The 16,171-nt window shown below is 58.5% G+C and carries 16 protein-coding genes; 7 read left to right on the top strand and 9 right to left on the bottom strand.

Annotated features, from left to right (window positions below; translation table 11 throughout):
* Positions 1-23 precede the first annotated feature (23 nt).
* Positions 24-989 carry an MYG1 family protein gene (locus AGR2A_RS20405; RefSeq protein WP_072493330.1) on the bottom strand — a complete coding sequence of 322 codons (966 nt, stop codon included), beginning with the start codon at positions 987-989 and terminating at the stop codon, positions 24-26.
* Between the two features lie 159 nt (positions 990-1,148).
* Complete coding sequence (locus AGR2A_RS20410) at positions 1,149-1,616, bottom strand: Lrp/AsnC family transcriptional regulator (protein ID WP_044459110.1); 468 nt, start codon at positions 1,614-1,616, stop codon at positions 1,149-1,151.
* Positions 1,617-1,739: 123 nt separating this feature from the next.
* On the opposite strand from AGR2A_RS20410, the gene AGR2A_RS20415 reads away from it, so the two are divergent.
* Positions 1,740-3,023: a cystathionine gamma-synthase family protein gene (locus AGR2A_RS20415; RefSeq protein ID WP_004445895.1), complete on the top strand. Its 1,284-nt coding sequence runs from the start codon at positions 1,740-1,742 to the stop codon at positions 3,021-3,023.
* Positions 3,024-3,108: 85 nt separating this feature from the next.
* The gene (locus AGR2A_RS20420) at positions 3,109-3,819 is read left to right on the top strand and encodes a DUF2161 domain-containing phosphodiesterase (RefSeq protein WP_072493329.1); all 711 of its coding nucleotides are present in this window, start codon (positions 3,109-3,111) and stop codon (positions 3,817-3,819) included.
* A gap of 83 nt (positions 3,820-3,902) precedes the next feature.
* Here the strand turns inward: AGR2A_RS20420 and AGR2A_RS20425 are convergent, their stop codons facing one another.
* On the bottom strand, positions 3,903-4,799 hold the full coding sequence (locus AGR2A_RS20425) for a LysR family transcriptional regulator (RefSeq protein WP_072493328.1): 897 nt from the start codon (positions 4,797-4,799) through the stop codon (positions 3,903-3,905).
* A 105-nt stretch (positions 4,800-4,904) separates the two neighbouring features.
* Between AGR2A_RS20425 and AGR2A_RS20430 the strand changes: the two genes are divergently transcribed.
* The 4 genes from AGR2A_RS20430 to AGR2A_RS20445 are packed head-to-tail and all read left to right on the top strand — an operon-like array spanning position 4,905 to position 8,629.
* Positions 4,905-5,987: a 4-oxalomesaconate tautomerase gene (locus AGR2A_RS20430; protein WP_006697219.1), complete on the top strand. Its 1,083-nt coding sequence runs from the start codon at positions 4,905-4,907 to the stop codon at positions 5,985-5,987.
* 46 nt (positions 5,988-6,033) lie between these two features.
* The gene (locus AGR2A_RS20435) at positions 6,034-7,035 is read left to right on the top strand and encodes an ABC transporter substrate-binding protein (protein ID WP_022563095.1); all 1,002 of its coding nucleotides are present in this window, start codon (positions 6,034-6,036) and stop codon (positions 7,033-7,035) included.
* 9 nt (positions 7,036-7,044) lie between these two features.
* On the top strand, positions 7,045-7,866 hold the full coding sequence (locus AGR2A_RS20440; protein ID WP_077985811.1) for an ABC transporter ATP-binding protein: 822 nt from the start codon (positions 7,045-7,047) through the stop codon (positions 7,864-7,866).
* Positions 7,853-8,629, top strand: a complete 777-nt coding sequence (locus AGR2A_RS20445; protein WP_004445883.1) for an ABC transporter permease — start codon at positions 7,853-7,855, stop codon at positions 8,627-8,629. The genes AGR2A_RS20440 and AGR2A_RS20445 overlap by 14 nt, the downstream gene beginning before the upstream one ends.
* Positions 8,630-8,804: 175 nt before the next feature.
* Here AGR2A_RS20445 and AGR2A_RS20450 read toward each other — a convergent pair whose 3' ends face one another.
* The 6 genes from AGR2A_RS20450 to AGR2A_RS20475 all read right to left on the bottom strand — a co-directional run bounded on the left by AGR2A_RS20450 (position 8,805) and on the right by AGR2A_RS20475 (position 14,965).
* Entirely contained in the window at positions 8,805-9,890 is a 1,086-nt protein-coding gene (locus AGR2A_RS20450) for an ABC transporter ATP-binding protein (protein ID WP_004445881.1), read from the bottom strand.
* Complete coding sequence (locus tag AGR2A_RS20455) at positions 9,887-10,714, bottom strand: carbohydrate ABC transporter permease (RefSeq protein WP_004445880.1); 828 nt, start codon at positions 10,712-10,714, stop codon at positions 9,887-9,889. Before AGR2A_RS20455 ends, AGR2A_RS20450 begins: the two co-directional genes overlap by 4 nt.
* Complete coding sequence (locus AGR2A_RS20460; RefSeq protein WP_006697215.1) at positions 10,711-11,613, bottom strand: carbohydrate ABC transporter permease; 903 nt, start codon at positions 11,611-11,613, stop codon at positions 10,711-10,713. Before AGR2A_RS20460 ends, AGR2A_RS20455 begins: the two co-directional genes overlap by 4 nt.
* A gap of 108 nt (positions 11,614-11,721) precedes the next feature.
* Positions 11,722-12,954 (bottom strand): ABC transporter substrate-binding protein, encoded by a 1,233-nt coding sequence (locus AGR2A_RS20465; protein WP_006697214.1) that lies wholly within the window; start codon positions 12,952-12,954, stop codon positions 11,722-11,724.
* A gap of 61 nt (positions 12,955-13,015) precedes the next feature.
* On the bottom strand, positions 13,016-13,918 hold the full coding sequence (locus tag AGR2A_RS20470; RefSeq protein WP_037092039.1) for a sugar phosphate isomerase/epimerase family protein: 903 nt from the start codon (positions 13,916-13,918) through the stop codon (positions 13,016-13,018).
* 12 nt (positions 13,919-13,930) lie between these two features.
* Positions 13,931-14,965, bottom strand: coding sequence for a Gfo/Idh/MocA family protein (locus tag AGR2A_RS20475; protein ID WP_080823323.1), 1,035 nt, complete (start codon positions 14,963-14,965; stop codon positions 13,931-13,933).
* 139 nt (positions 14,966-15,104) lie between these two features.
* Between AGR2A_RS20475 and AGR2A_RS20480 the strand changes: the two genes are divergently transcribed.
* Positions 15,105-16,139 (top strand): LacI family DNA-binding transcriptional regulator, encoded by a 1,035-nt coding sequence (locus tag AGR2A_RS20480; RefSeq protein ID WP_080823324.1) that lies wholly within the window; start codon positions 15,105-15,107, stop codon positions 16,137-16,139.
* Positions 16,140-16,171 lie beyond the last annotated feature (32 nt).

Raw genomic sequence — 16,171 nt, forward strand, 5'->3', positions numbered from 1 at the left:
GAACCGCATCAGCAGCCAGGCGCTCAGGTCCCGCCATTTGACGGCTCTGTCGCCGGTGCTTTGTTGCTGAAGGAGAGAGCCTCTTTCACCGCCAGTTCTGCCATGGCCAACGCGGCGTCGCGGGTCTTTGCAGCTGCGACAAACCGGCCGTTATGGCAGAAGCTCGCGCCTTCCACGCCACAAACCGCTTCCAGATCCTTGTCAGTCAGGCCTGCCCAGGCCGCCGGCAGATCCGCCCGCAACGCGAAGCCCTCGTCGGCGCGCCGGATACCGGTCAGGCACCAGTCGTTGTTACGCGGATGAACGACGAAGAGCAGATTATCGGCGCCTGCCTTCACGATGGCGGGCCGGAACGGCATTCCCATCGGCAACTCGAGAATATGCCCTTCGCCAGCATCCACGATAGCCTGCTTCACAAGCGCTTCGGCGCGCAACTTTGCGGCACTGTTGGTTATTTTTGCCTCAACGAAGCTGCGGGCAATGCCCAGCGCCGCGTGGAAATTGCGATTGTCCGCTTCGGGATCGGTGTCATCAAAAACGGGTTTCAGAGTTTCAAGCAGGACGGGCAGGGTCAGCCCGGCGAGCGGTCCGGCGGTCGAGGGGCTGAGCGCCCCATTGTCAACAAGGTCAACAGGCAACACAAAACCGGCATCGAAAGAAGCGTGAATGGTTTCGATGTGGTGTTCTGGAACGCCGAAGGCAGCAAGATAATCGCGGCCGAAATGCTTCCAGATCAGCCCGAACGAACTGTAGGGCTGTCCGTCATCGCGTAACGGCGCGCCGCGCTGGTGGTGGTCGAACATTCCTCTTGCTGCGTCGTAGGCGCCGCCCACGTCGTAGATGATGCGGTCCGCACCGGCAGCGAGCCATTCCGGTGCCCTGCTGCGGATGAGGCGGGCCTGCGGGAAAAGCCGTGTCAGCACAACGCTCGACAGAAGTTCATCGGCATGGAAGCCGCCGGAATGGGTGACGAGGAAGTCCGGGTTCATGTCAGGATGTGCCTTGTTGCTTGCGGAAGAGCCGCCCGAGAATGGGGCACCTGATACCCTTTGCCGTACATCATCTCAACCCGCCACGACCCTAATTCGGATCAAAATTTCCCCCGGAAGGTGCGGACGGCATGCAGCCAGCGCGACATTGTCCGCGCGTTACGCCGACCAGATGCGCCGCGTCTTGATCGTGTTCATGACGAAGCTGGTCTCGATGGTGTCCACGCATTTCAGCTTCGCGATCTTGTCCTTGATGAAACGCTCGTAATCCTCCAGTCCGCCGCACATGACCTTCAGCATGTAATCCTTCGTGCCCGTGACAAGATGACATTCGAGAACCTCGTCCCACTCAAGAACCGCCGCCTCGAACATCCGGATTTCATCATCGTGCTGGCGGCTGAGGCGAATGGATGCGAGAGCTGTCATGGTCCATCCCTCGATCGCCGGGTCGATGATGGCGGAATATCCCTTGATGGCACCCATTTCTTCCAGGCGTCGAAGCCGGCGTAGACATGCGGATGCCGACAGCCCCACGCGCTCGGCGAGTTCGTTATTCGTGATCCGTGCATCGGCGGACAATTCCCGAAGTATCCGCCGGTCGATCGGGTCTGCAATTTTCTGCGACATAAATTACAATTCTCCGCAATATATTGCTTTATGGGGCATATAAACGCTCCAAAATGCAAGGCATTTCGACTTCATTGCGTGTAACCTGCAGGAAGTTCAACGCCAGCTGAGGGATCATCGGAAATGACTGCGCCGCATCCGTCCAAAACCCATATCGGCAACCATGCTCTTCATCCCGAAACCCAGATGCTCAATTACGGGTATGATCCGGAGTTGTCGGAGGGCGCCGTGAAGCCTCCGGTGTTCTTGACATCCACCTTCGTTTTCAAGTCGGCAGAAGATGGTCGCGACTTCTTCGATTATGTCTCCGGGCGCAAGGAGCCGCCGGAGGGTAGAGGCGCCGGTCTCGTTTATTCGCGTTTCAACCATCCAAACAGCGAGATCGTCGAGGATCGTCTTGCAGTTTATGAACGGACGGAGAGCTGTGCGCTCTTCTCCTCGGGCATGTCCGCGATTTCGACGACGCTTTTCGCCTTCGTGCGGCCCGGCGATACAGTGCTCCATTCCCAGCCCCTTTACGGCGGCACGGAAACGCTTCTCGCGAAGACCTTTCATAATTTCGGCGTGTCCGCAGTGGGTTTCGCCGATGGTGTCAGCGAAACCTCGGTCATGGCGGCGGCAGAGGAGGCGATGGCGAAAGGCAGGGTGTCCGTTATCCTGATCGAGACCCCCGCCAATCCGACGAACAGCATTGTCGACATCGCCATGATAGGCCGAGTCGCCGAGGTGATTGGCAAAAGGCAGGGGCACAGGCCGATCATCGCCTGCGATAACACGCTTCTTGGTCCTGTATTCCAGCGGCCCATAGAACATGGCGCCGATATTTCGCTCTATTCGCTGACAAAATATGTTGGCGGGCATTCCGATCTTATCGCCGGGGCGGCACTGGGGCGCAAGGATGTGATGAAGCAGGTGAAGGCCCTACGTGGGGCGATCGGCACGCAGCTCGATCCGCACTCGTGCTGGATGCTCGGACGTTCCCTGGAGACGCTGCAAATCAGGATGGAACGGGCGGACAGCAACGCCAGGCTTGTGGCTGAATTCCTGAATGCCCATCCCAAGGTCGAAAAAATCCACTACCTGCCATTCAGCGATCCGGCATCCGCGGTTGGCAAGGTGTTTGCCGCCCAATGTTCGGGGGCAGGATCCACCTTCTCATTCGACATTGTCGGCGGGCAGGCCGCATCTTTCAAATTTCTCAATGCGCTCAACATATTCAAACTTGCGGTAAGCCTTGGCGGCACGGAATCCCTTGCTTCTCATCCCGCAACGATGACGCATTCAGGCGTTCCTGCCGATGTCCGTCAGCGTATCGGTGTGCTTGATTCCACGATCCGGCTGTCAATCGGCATCGAACACCCCGACGATCTTATCGCCGACCTGACCCTTTCACTGGATCAGGTCTGACGCTTCACGTGCCAACCAAGAGGTTGTCCTGTGCAGGCGGATCGATATATCTGGGGGTAGTATAGTCACGTGAACCTTCAGGCATATGGAAACTTCGCTTTATCTGCCCGTCAAAGATTTCCTCGAAGAGGCGGGTTATACCGTCAAGGGCGAAGTCGGCGGCTGTGATCTTGTTGGCTTGAGCGATAACGATCCCCCCGTCGTCGTCATCTGCGAGCTAAAGCTGAGCTTCAATCTGGAGCTCATTTTGCAGGCTGTCGATCGCGCAGCTATCGCAGATGAGGTGTGGATCGCCGCCCGGGTCTCTGCCAGGGGTAAGGGCCGCGAGGCTGACAGGCGTTACCGCGATCTTTGCCGCAGGCTCGGGATCGGTATGCTGGGAATCTCCGATGCCGGTGACGTCAGCATCATCGTCGGCGCCGTTTCGCCGATGCCGCGAACCAATCCGAAACGGCGGTCGCGGCTCATGCGGGAACATCAGAGGCGGCGGGGCGATCCCACGGCGGGTGGGAGCACGCGCATGCCAATAATGACAGCGTATCGCCAGCAGGCGCTTGGCTGCGCCGTGGCGCTGGCGTCGGGTCCGATGCGCGTGCGTGAGGTCAGGTCCAATATACCCGATGCCGGGAAGATACTGCTTTCGAATGTTTATGGCTGGTTCGAACGACTCGACCGGGGAGTCTACGGTCTGACAGAGGCCGGACACGAAGCTTTGCAGCGGTGGCCACAGCAGGACGTGCCGGCAAAGGCTGTCGACGGGATTGTGCGAGGCACGGTCGGCTTCGAAGAAACCTGACGGCGAAAAACCTTTCCAAGACTTCAGGAGATCAGGATTGCGGGGTCAGGGGCCCTCCCGGGCATCCCCGACCCATCAGGTGACTACTGTGTCTTCCAGGTCTCCAGCAGCAGCCGGACGAATTTTTCCGCGGCGGGCGAAAGGGCACTGCTTCGCCTTTGTACAATGCCAATCGTACGGGAGACGACGGGATTGACGATCGGCCTGGTGATGAGAAATGGATGTTCGTCCTGCGGCGTGGCCAGCCGCGGCAGAACGGAAATGCCCAGTCCGGCTTCGACCAGCCCGAGCGACGTATTGAGATGAGTCACCTCATAAAACCAGTTCAGCTTTAGATTGTGTCTCGCAAGCGCGCCGTCTAGAAGGGTCCTGTTTCCGCTCGAACGGTCCACGACGACGAGCGGATAGACTTCCAGCTGATTCCATTCAATTGTTTCGAAATTTGCCAACGGGTGATCTTTCCTCATCGCCAGCACGAACGGGTCATCGATGAGCGGTTCGAATGACAGTTCGGGATCGGAATTGCCCATCAGGTTGATGCCGAATTCCACCTCGCCTCTCGCAACCGCCTGCAGCCCCTCATTTGCCGTGAGATCCCTGATGCGCAGCCTGATGTTTGGATATTGCTGACTGAAGGTCTTGATAACCGTGGGAAGAAAGTAGAAAGCGGCGGTGGGAACGCAGGCCATCGTGATGAGGCCGCGCCGTTGCGCGCCATCTTTCATGGCGAACAGCGACCCATCGAATTCTTCCAGCATACGCCGGACAAGCGGCATCACCTCCTGGCCCATGGCGGTGGGAGCGACATGTCGAGTCGTTCTCTCCAGAAGCGGTGCGCCGATGGCCTGCTCCAGCTTCTGGATGCGGCGGGTGAGCGCCGGCTGGGAGATATGCAGCGCCTCCGCTGCCCTGTGAAAGCTCTCAAGCTCAACTACGGATTGAAATGCGCGCAAATCCAGTAGTTCGCAATTGATGCTCATTTCGCAATAAACCTCCAAAACATTGCATTTAACAGATTAGACTCTTTTGCCCATATTGCAACAACGCGGCGCATTGATCCGCAAAATGCAAGATTGAGGCTAATCATGAACGATCTGATGAAGATACCCTGTGTGCTGATGCGCGGCGGAACGTCTCGCGGACCGTTCTTTCTGGCTTCCGATTTGCCCCGAGATCCGGCGGCAAGGGATGCGGCTCTGCTGTCCATCATGGGCTCAGGCCATCCGCTGCAGATCGACGGTATCGGCGGGGGCAATCCGGTTACGTCGAAGGTGGCGATCATCGGACCTTCAACGGTCGCCGGCGCCGATATTGATTATCTGTTCGCACAGGTGCGCACCGACAGGCAGCATGTCGATTATTCCCCCAATTGCGGGAATATGCTGGCCGCCGTCGGTCCCTTCGCGATTGAGGCGGGGCTCGTGCCGGCGCAGGGTAACGATACGCTTGTCAGGATTCACAACGTGAATACCGGCAAACTGATCGAGGCGAAGGTGCCGACGCGGGGCCGCGAGGTAATTTATCTTGGTGACGCATCGATAGACGGTGTTCCGGGTCTTGCGGCACCTATCGCATTGACATTCATGGATGCAGCCGGCGCGAAAACCGGCAGGCTGTTGCCGACCGGAAAACCCGTCGATGTGATAGACGGGGTGGATGTAACGGCGATAGATTGCGCCATTCCGATGGTTCTCATGCGGGCAGCTGATCTCGGCGTCACCGGCTACGAAGATCCGCAATCGCTCTCCGCCAATCGAGACCTGATTGAACGGATGACCCGCATACGCATCGAGGCTGGAAAGATGATGGGGATGGGAGACGTTCGGGATATGGTCATTCCAAAGCCGGTGCTCATTGCGCCGGCGCGGCGGGGTGGAACGTTTTCGGTCAGGTATTTCATGCCGAACGAGTGCCATCCTGCCCTCGCGACAACCGGCGCTGTCGGCATCGCGACGGCGGCCGTAACGGAAGGCACCGTCGCCTATAGTGCGGCAGGAGGGCTTTCCGTGCCGACCCAGATCCGAATCGAACATCCCGCAGGCCGTCTGGATGTACAGCTGGAAATGCGAAACGGAGCCATAACAGCCGGACTTGTAAGGACGGCGCGCAGGCTGTTCGAAGGCTTTGCCTTCGCCAAGCCGATGGCTGCGATTGAAGACGCAGCATAGACAAGGCCATAGTGGCTAAAATATCGCGAAACGGGAGGAGACCCTCATGCGTAAATACCTGCTTGCAACGGCTGCGCTCTGTGCGCTGGCGGCAACCGCCAATGCCGAATCTGTCAGAATGAGCGTCGGCTCATACAACCTCAACAACCTGCCTTTCCCCGTTGCGGCCAGCCTCGGCTTTTATAAGGAAGAGGGGCTTGATGTGACGACCGAGAACTTTGCCCAGGGAGGCTCGAAGGTGCTACAGGCGCTCGTCGCCGGCTCCACGGACGTCGCCGTCGGTTTTTATGACCACACCATTCAGATGCAGTCCCAGAACAAGCACGTCGTGGGCTTCGTTCAGCTCGCCCGCAACTCGGGTCTGGTTCTTGCAGGAAAGAACGATACTGACTTCGATCCCGCAAAGCCTGAGACGATCAAGGGCAAGAAGGTCGGTATCACCTCGCCAGGCTCTTCCTCGGACTTCTTCATTCGCTACTATATGAAGCAGCACAATTTAAGCGACAACGATATCTCCATCATCGGCGTCGGCTCGGGTGCTGCCGCCGTTGCGGCCCTGCAGCAGGGCAAGATCGATCTGCTCGTCAATTATGACCCGGCGGCCACGATTGTCGTCGAACGCGGGCTGGGCAAAATCCTCATCGATGCACGCAGCGATCAGGGCGCAAAGGATGTTTATGGCGGCATCTATCCGACCTCCGTGCTTTACGCGACCCAGGAGTATATCGACGCGAATCCCGAAGTGATCCAGAAGGTCACCAATGCGACGGTACGGGCGCTGCACTGGATGAAGCAGCATTCGGCGGAAGAAATCGTCGAGAAGCTTCCTGACGACTTCGTGTCCGGGGACAAGAAAACCTACATCAAGGCCGTCGAAGCCGCGAAGGCTATCTTCTCGGAAGACGGCAAATTCGAGCCCGGCGATCTCGAAACGCCGCTTGCCGTTCTCAAGACCTTCAACGAGGCAGTGGCAAAGGCGTCGATCGACCTCAACACCACCTATACCAACAAGTTCGTCGAAGCCGCGGCTTCGAAGGCTGCAAACTGAGAGGCCGCCATGTCATCCCCAGTCAGAAAGCTAGAGCCAGTGGCGGACTTCAAACCACAGCCCATGGTCGCGATCGAGAACGTCACCATGGCATTCGGTGCGTTTGTTGCAGTCCAGGACGTTAACCTCAAGGTCGGCGATGGCGAGTTTCTTTCCATTGTCGGGCCCACCGGGTGCGGAAAGTCGACCATCCTCAATGCCATTGCTGGCTTGCTGAAGCCCGCGCAGGGCACGGTTTCCATCGACGGTTCAGCGGTCCAGGGCGTGCAGAACAATATCGGATATCTGTTTCAGCAGGACGCCCTCCTTCCCTGGAAGACCGCATTTCAAAATGTCGAGCTTGGTCTGATGTTCCGGGGCGTTGCCGAGGACGAGCGGCGTGCCAAGGTCATGGCATGGCTTGAAAAAGTCGGCCTCAAGGGTTTTGGCGACCGTTTTCCGCATCAGCTTTCCGGCGGGCAGCGTAAACGCGTACAGATGGCGCAGGCGCTGATTACCGAGCCGAAGGTCATCCTGATGGACGAGCCCTTCTCGGCACTCGATATCCACACCCGCCATCTCATGCAGAACGAATTGCTGCGCCTGTGGCAGGAGGATCGCCGGGCGGTGGTCATGATTACCCATGATCTGGAGGAGGCTATTGCGCTCGGAGATCGGGTCGTCGTTCTGGCTGCGGGTCCGAAGAGCCGTGTCATCGAGAGCTTTCCCGTCGATCTCGAACGACCCCGCAACGTCGCTGAAATCAAACTCGATCCGAAGTTCATGACGCTCTATCGCGATATCTGGGCGTCCCTGCGCGGCGAAGTGGAGAAAAGCTATGCAAGCCGTTAATGTTCGTATCATCCAGGTCGTTCTCCTGGTCGTGCTTCTTGGCGGATGGCAACTCGGTGTGTCCTCCGGCGCCATTGATCGCTTCTTCTTTCCCGCACCCTACGATATCGTCAGGCAGGTGATCGACTGGGTTGCGGATGCCGGCTTCTACAAGCATGTCGGCATTACCCTCAGCGAAACCGTGCTCGGTTATCTCATCGGCACCGGTCTCGGGGTGGGCGCTGGCGTCTGGCTGGGCCTCAGCCCCTTCGTCGCCCGCGTGCTCGATCCGTTCATCAAGGCGGTAAACGCCATTCCCCGCGTCGTCCTGGCTCCGATATTCGTTCTCTGGCTTGGCCTCGGTCTGTGGTCGAAAGTTGCCCTTGCGGTTACACTCGTCTTTTTCGTCACCTTTTTCAACGCCATGCAGGGTGTGCGCGAAGTAAATCCGGTCGTGCTGTCAAATACCCGCATCCTCGGGGCGCGGCGCACGGATCTGCTGCGTCATGTCTATTTTCCCGCTGCGGCGAGCTGGATTTTGTCGTCGCTGCGCACCTCCGTCGGCTTTGCGGTGGTTGGCGCGATCATCGGAGAGTATCTTGGGGCTTCTGCAGGCCTCGGCTACCTCATTGCCCGGTCGGAAGGCAATTTCGATGCGGTCGGCGTTTTCGCAGGCATCATCATCCTTGCGGTCTTCGTCCTCATCATCGACCTCATTCTCGATGTCGCAGAGAAAAGGCTGATCACGTGGAGGCCCAACGCAGGCGAAGAGCGGCCTGCATGAGGCCGAGGTAGCTGAAATCCAGCGGGGCAGCCATTTGGCTGCCCCGTTTTTTTGAACCGTCCCGGCGATGTGGGCCATGGCCTTTCCGACATTACACGGCAGAGCTTCGAGTTCTGGAGCTGGACGATCGGGGATCGTTAAACCGAAGATGATCGGCGTCCCGCTTCGCTGCGGTTCACCGGTTTACAAGCCCAGCGCCTGTCTCTTCATCGAAGAGATGCATATCGGACGGGTCAACGTCGAGGCCGATGACCTCGCCGGCCTTGACCGGGCTGCGGCCCTGTATCGCAATCACCAGTTCCGTGGATGTGCCGAGTGTCAGGAAAGTTGCCGAGCCCGTTGTCTCCACAGCGGAGACGGGCAGTGTCAACGCCGCTCCCGTTGCAGTAGCGGGGCTGATATGTTCGGGCCTGATGCCGACGATGAGATGTTTGCCCGGCTGCAGGGGGGCGGGGCTTCTGATCGACTGCAGGGGTTCACCGTCGCCGAACCGCAGCTGGAGCGATGCGCCATCCGGACTCACGGTCGCCGGGATGAAGTTCATGGCTGGGGAGCCGATAAAGCCTGCGACGAAGCGGTTGACGGGATGGTCATAGAGCTCCAGCGGTGTCCCCTGCTGCTCGATTACCCCGTCACGCATCACGACGACATGATCGGCCATGGTCATCGCCTCGATCTGGTCATGGGTGACATAGACCGAGGTGGCATGCAGGCGGTCGTGGAGGGCGCGGATTTCCTTGCGCATGTGAACCCGCAGGGCCGCATCGAGGTTGGAGAGCGGCTCATCGAACAGGAACGCCTGCGGATTACGGATGATCGCCCGGCTCATGGCGACACGCTGGCGCTGCCCGCCAGAGAGTTCTCGGGGATAACGCTTCATGAGCTTGGAAAGCCCCGTCGTGGCGGCAACCTCTTCCGCGGCCTTGCGGGCTTCTGCCTTGGCGACACCACGCATGCGCAGCGAATAGGTGAGGTTTTCCTCGACCGTCATATGCGGGTAGAGCGCATAGGACTGGAATACCATCGCCACATCGCGCTTGCGCGGCGGCACACCGTTCATCAGCGTGCCGGCAATGCGCATGTCACCGGCCGAGATGCTCTCCAGGCCGGCGAGCGAGCGCAGAAGCGTGGACTTGCCGCAGCCGGATGGTCCCACAAGGGCGACAAAGGTGCCCTTCTTGATGGAAAGGTTGATGTTCTTCAGGGCATGGAAAGCGCCGTAATATTTGTTGACGCCTGATAGTTCGATCTGAAGGGTCATTTTAGCGCTCCTGATGTCAGGCCGGATACGATGCGGCGCTGCAAGAGAATGAAGAGGGCGAGAATGGGCGTCACATACATGGTCGCATAGGCCATGATGTTGTTCCATTCGCTGGTGTTGGGCCCCATGAAGGAATTGAGACCGACGCTGGCGGGCTGCAGTTCCGCCGCCTGGATCATCGATTTGGAGTAAACGAACTCACCGAAGGCCTGCATGAAGATGAGAATGGCGCTGACGAGGATGCCGTTTCTGGCAAGCGGCAGCACGATATTGAAAAACGCGCCGACCCTCGAATTGCCGTCTACGAGCGCTGCCTCCTCCAGTTCCTGCGGCACGGCCATGAAGGTGGCGCGCACCAGCACAACGAAGAAGGGCATGCTTTTCGCCGCAATGGCGAGGATGACCGACAGGCGTGGATAATCCAGAAGCCCGAATTGCGAGAAACCGACGAAGATCGGCGTGATCATCAATGAAGCTGGAAGGACTTGCAGCATCAGGATGAGGAACAGGCCGATATCCACCCAGACATTGCGATAACGGGCCAGCACATAGGCGCAGCCGACGCCGAGGATGGTGATCAAAAACACCGCACTCGAAGCGATCAGCACCGAATTCCACAGGTAACGGCCCATGTTGCGGCTGTTCCAGACATAGGCGTAGGTCTGCCATTGTGGTTCACCAGGCCAGAAGGAGGGGGGATTGGCGAACATCTCCGAGCCGCTTTTGAGCGAGGTCAGATACATCCAGTAGAGCGGGAAAAGGTAGATGATGGCAAGAATGATGGCGATTGCCAGCATCAGGCGGTTACGGTTGTTGATGCTCATCCGCGTACCTCATGCCGTGTGGAGCGCACATAAACGATGGAGGCCAGCATGACGAAAACGATCATGATGACTGAAATCGTCGCGCCCTTGCCGAAGTCATATTGCCGGAAGGACAGATCCCAGGCCCAATATTGCGCCACGTTGGAACTGTTATTGGGTCCGCCATCGGTAATGGCGGCAAATAGATCGAATTGCTGTAAGGTGAAGATCAGCCCGAGCGAGATGATCGCGCCGATGGTGGAGCGCATCATGGGCAGCGTGATGGTGTAGAAGCGCTGCCAGGCGTTGGCGCCATCAAGCTCGGCGGCTTCGTAAAGATCGCCGGGAATGGAGGCGAGGCCGACGGAAAGGAGGATCATGTTGAAGGAGGTGCCGAGCCAGATATTGGCGATCACAACCGCCCAGAGCGAAAAATTCGCATCCGAACGCCAGAAAATATTGCCTGATATCAGTCCGCTTTCGCGCAGGAAGAAGTTCAGAACCCCGAAGTCGCCGGACAAAATCCAGTTCCAGATGGCACCGACAACGAGGCCGGGCATGACCCATGAAACGAGGAACAGGCCCCGCAGCCAGGTGGCGCCGGGGAAATTGACCCAGAAAAACAGAGCCAGACCGAAGCCGATGACAAATTGCCCCGCTATGGAAGCGACGACAAAGGTTACCGTATTCATCAGAATGGGCCAGGTTTCCGGCTGTCGGAACAGATCGACATAGTTCTTGAAACCGACGAACGGGCGCACGAAGGTGCCCAGACTGAACATGTCGACTTCCTGAAAGCTCATGACGATGTTGTAAAGCAGGGGTAACCCCGCCATCACGAAGAGGAAAGCCAAAGGAAAGGCGACAAGGGCGATATCGAAACCGCGACCATCGCTGATGCTGGAAAGCAGCTTTTTCATAAGAAATCCTCGCAAGCTCCGCTCGGGGTCGCCGCCGCTTATCACGGCAAGCGACCCCACCGGGAGGAACCCTGCGGATGGGCCCGGACATGCCGGCCGCCTCCCTGATCAACCATCGACGAGCTTGATTTTCTGTGCAGCCTGGTCGAGTGCGTCCTTCGGAGACATCTGTCCCGTCAGCGCGGCCTGAATGGCATCCTGAATGGCCTTCGAGATTTTCGGCCATTCGGGCGAGGGGCCACGCGGCTGTGCATATTTGAGCTGCTCGACGAAGGTCTTGAGCGCTTCATCCTTCAGCGCATTGCCGGTGGGCGGTACGGGAATGTCCGAACGCGCCGGCAATTGGCCAAAATTCTTGAACATGTCCTTGTCCTGCGAGACAAAGAACTCGATCGCCTTGAAGGCCTCTTCAGGATGTTTGGTCTTCGAGAAGATCGCCCAGTTATAGTCCCCCATGGCCGATGAGCGCGGCGCATCGGGCGCCGGAACCGGCAGCAGCGTGACGCCCCAGTCGAACTTCGCGTCCTTCAGCATGCGGTCGATTTCCCATGGGCCCGAAATGACCATGGCGGCGTTGCCGGCGTTGAAGGTCGCGGTAGAATCCCACTGGCTGCGTGTCAGCGTATCGGGCGAAGCCAGTTTTTCGTCCAGCATCAGCTTCCACGTCTCGAGCGCTTTCACGGCTCCCTCGGTGTTGATGTTCTTGTAGGTGGCGCCAGCCATCTGCGCCCAGGGCAGGAACTGGAATGTGCCCTCCTCATTCGCCTTGGCGCTGAAGCTGATGCCATAGACGTTCTTGGAAGGGTTGGTCAGTTTGCGTGCCGCGTCAACCAGCTCATCCCAGGTTTGCGGCGGCTTTGCCGCATCCAGCCCGGCGGCCTTGAACAGATCCTTGTTGTAATAAAGAGCGATCGTGTTGGTCGCCTTCGGGACGCCGAAATATTTTCCATCCCACATTACCGATTTCAGCGGGCCGGGGAAATAATTCTCCGTCTTGATGACATCGGACTTGGCTATCATGTCGGTCACATCGAGGAAGGCTCCGCGTGCGGCGAACATGGCGTGGTTGGGGTTGTCGATGGCGATGATGTCGGGCGCATTGCCGGTCGAATAGGCGCGCATGGATTCGCTCACCACGTCATCGAACTGCAGTTGCCGGTATTCGATCTTGATGCCGTTATTGAGCGCGTTGAACTCCTTGATGAGATTTGGAGCAGGCTGGATATCCCGGTCCAGCGACCACAAGGTCAAAGTCACGTCCTCTGCCTGTGCCGCAATCGCGCCGGCGGACACGCCCGCCAACAGAAACGCGCCGGCCATCATGCATTTTGCGATACCCATAATCTCCTCCTCTTGGTTATCGTCTCTGCAATCTCGGGAACCTTCTCCCAAAAGGTTTCCGTTATGTCGGATCGACGACGAAATCGCCGCCTCGGCATTTTTTCAGATAGTTCAGGCCATGCACCTGTCCGGTCATTTCCAGCGCATCGCGGTAGACCGGATCATGCCAGCCTTCGATATCGATCGAGCCGGACCAGCCGGCGAGGCGCAGCTCGGAAATAATGTCGGTCCAGTTGCTGTCGCCGAAACCCGGCGTGCGCATGAAGACGAACTTCTCCTTGCCGAAAATGCCGTGCTCGCGGATGACGTCCCAGCGGATGGTCGCGTCCTTGCCATGCACGTGGAAAATCTTCTTCGCCCATTTGCGGATCTGCGGTAGCGGATCGATCAGATAAACCATCTGGTGGCAGGGTTCCCACTCGATGCCGATATTCTCGTCCGGCGTTTCGTTGAAGATCAGTTCCCAAGCATCGGGATTATGCGCAATGTTCCAGTCGCCCGTCTGCCAGTTGCCGTCCATGGCGCAGTTTTCAAAAGCGATCTTTATGCCCTTGTCGGCGGCACGCCTAGCAAGCTCGCTCCAGATTTCCTTATATCTGGGCAGGCTCTCCGGCAGCGGCCTGCCGCGCAGGCGGCCGGTGAAACCTGCCACGCAATTCGCACCGAAATGATGGGCGTTGTCGATGCAATCCTTCCAGCCCTGCAATGTCTGAAGGTCGATATCGGTTTCTTCCAGCGGATTGCCAAACATGCCGAGCGTACTGATGGTGATATCGCGGTCGCCAATTGCGTCAAGGCAGCGCTTGCCGAGTTCGGCAAGGTCCTGACCGTTGGTCGTCTGCCAGAAGAAGGGTTCGAAGCTTTCAAAGCCGAGATCGGCGATCTGACCGATACGTTCGGCCGCCTGACCCTTGGTGGCGCTGATCATGGTGCCGATGCGGATGGATGTTGCCGGATTGCTCACGTCTGTCGGTCCTTATGCTGCAATGGAAACGCGCTGGCCGAGACGCGCGCTTTCGATCGCGCCCATCACCATTGCGAGGCTGTTGATGTTGTCGAAGGAGGCTGTTTCCGGCATCTCGCCGGTACGTATGGATTCGAGAAATGATAGAATGACGCTGGCATGGCCGCGCGTGTCCTTGTCTGACACGACATCGGAAACGTTTACGGTCTTGAAGCCACGCAGAAGACCCTGTTCGTTGCCAGCCACCGAGGCGGAAAAACCGTCTTCGCCATCCCAGAGAATCATGCCTTTGGAGCCGATCAGCCGCCAGCGTGCTTCCCAACTTGTCCGCTCGCCTTCAGCGCACCACGAGCCGCGATAGGTGAAGACGACATCGTTGGAGAACTCGAAAATCGCGTTGGCGCTGGCCCCATGCGCGTACCATGAGCCCGCCGGGTTCTTCTCCACACAGAAGACGGAGAGCGGCTTTTCATTGGCGACGAAACGGGCCGCGTCGAAGGTGTGAATTGCCATATCGAGAAGCAGGACGTTTTTCATCTCCTCGCGAAACCCCCCGAAATGCGGCCCCAAGAAGAAATCGCAGTGGATGGCGGTCAGATCACCGATGACGCCGTCCTCCAACGCGCGGCGTAGACGTCTGATGCCGGCCACGAATCGACGGTTTTGCACCACGGCGTGAATTTTGCCGGCTTTTTTCGCCAGTTCCACCAGCGTCGCGGCGTCCTCCATCGAGGCTGCAAGCGGCTTTTCGCTCAGCACATGGCATCGAGCTGCGAGACCGGCTTCGACTACGGCAAAACGCGCCTGGGGGATGACGATGTCAAAAAGAATGTCGGCTTTCGTTTCGGCGAGAACCGCGCGAAGATCGGTGCCGATAACCGCGCCAGCGAGGGCGAATTCCTCGGCAAGCGCGCGGGCCGTGCCTTCGTTCAGGTCCACCAGACCTGCGATCCTGATTTCGCCGGCGATTTCCGGCGAGGACTGGATGGCGCGCAGCCAGCCTTTGGCCATAGCTCCGCACCCGCATAAAACGGCATTAAAAGTCATCTCATCTCCCCGGACTCTTTCGCAAACTCCTCTTTGCGCAGAGTGTCGTAAACGTTTACGAGACTATGCCGATGATGTTAGATATGTCAAGACCATCAAGTGGCGCGCAGATTGCGGGCCGGGATTTGGAGGGGAGCGCATGAAAGGAATTCGCCAGCTTGCCGATTACCTCGAGATATCGATCGGCACTGTTTCCCGTGCGCTGAACGGCAAGCCCGACGTGAACGAAGAGACACGGCGCCGCGTTCTCGCGGCTGCGGAAAAACTGGGTTACGTCGCCAACCAGTCAGGCCGCAGCCTGCGGCAGGGAACGACCAATGTCATTGGCCTGATGACGGGCAGCGACGCGCAGACGGTGGAGAATGCCGATAACTTCTTTCTCGGCTTGACGGATGGCCTGCAAAGCGTGTTTTCCGGTCACAACCTCGATCTCATCGTTCTGCCTTGCCCGGGAGAAGAGGACCCCGACGAATATCTCAAGCGTATGGTGGCGCGCCGCATGGTCGATGCGATGATCATTTCCGCCACCCGGCGAATCGACAGGCGTGTCGATTTTCTCAAGCAGAATCGGCTTCCTTTCGTAGCGCTCGGGCGGACCGCCTCCAGTACGGATCATGCCTGGGTGGATCTCGATTTCGAGGGCGTCGCGAAAAGCGCGATCGATCGCCTCGTGGCCTCCGGGCATCGTTCGATCGCGGTAGCCGCGCCCGACAGCGATATCAATCTCGGGCATGTGTTCCTTGATGGGTACAGGCGTGCGCTGGACGATAATGGCATCGCTTATGATTCCTCTTTGGTCATCCGGGCGAAATCGAGCGAGCAGGGCGGTTATCACGCCGCCAGCGAATGGCTGCAGATGCGGCCTCGGCCGACGGCGATTGTGCTGATCTATGAGTTGATGGCCGTCGGTCTTTATCGTCGTCTTGCGGAAGCGGGGCTCGAACCGGGGCGGGATCTCGCCGTCATCGGATTTCGTGACGGCCCGCGCGGACAGTTTCTCGAACCGCGCCTGACAAGCTTCCGCATGTCGCTGCATGATCTCGGCGTTACGGTGGCGCAGACTCTTTTGTCGACAATGCCGGCCTATGCGCCATTTTATCCCGCCCAGGCCCGCCATTGCATATGGCCGATGGTGCTCGTGGCGGGGGAGAGCGATCCAGGTCCGGTATCGTAGGTCAGCCAGGTGGGGTTCCATCCAGCCCGCGG

Origin of the sequence: Agrobacterium genomosp. 2 str. CFBP 5494, from assembly GCF_900013495.1 — a bacterium.
Classification (GTDB): Bacteria; Pseudomonadota; Alphaproteobacteria; order Rhizobiales; family Rhizobiaceae; genus Agrobacterium; species Agrobacterium pusense.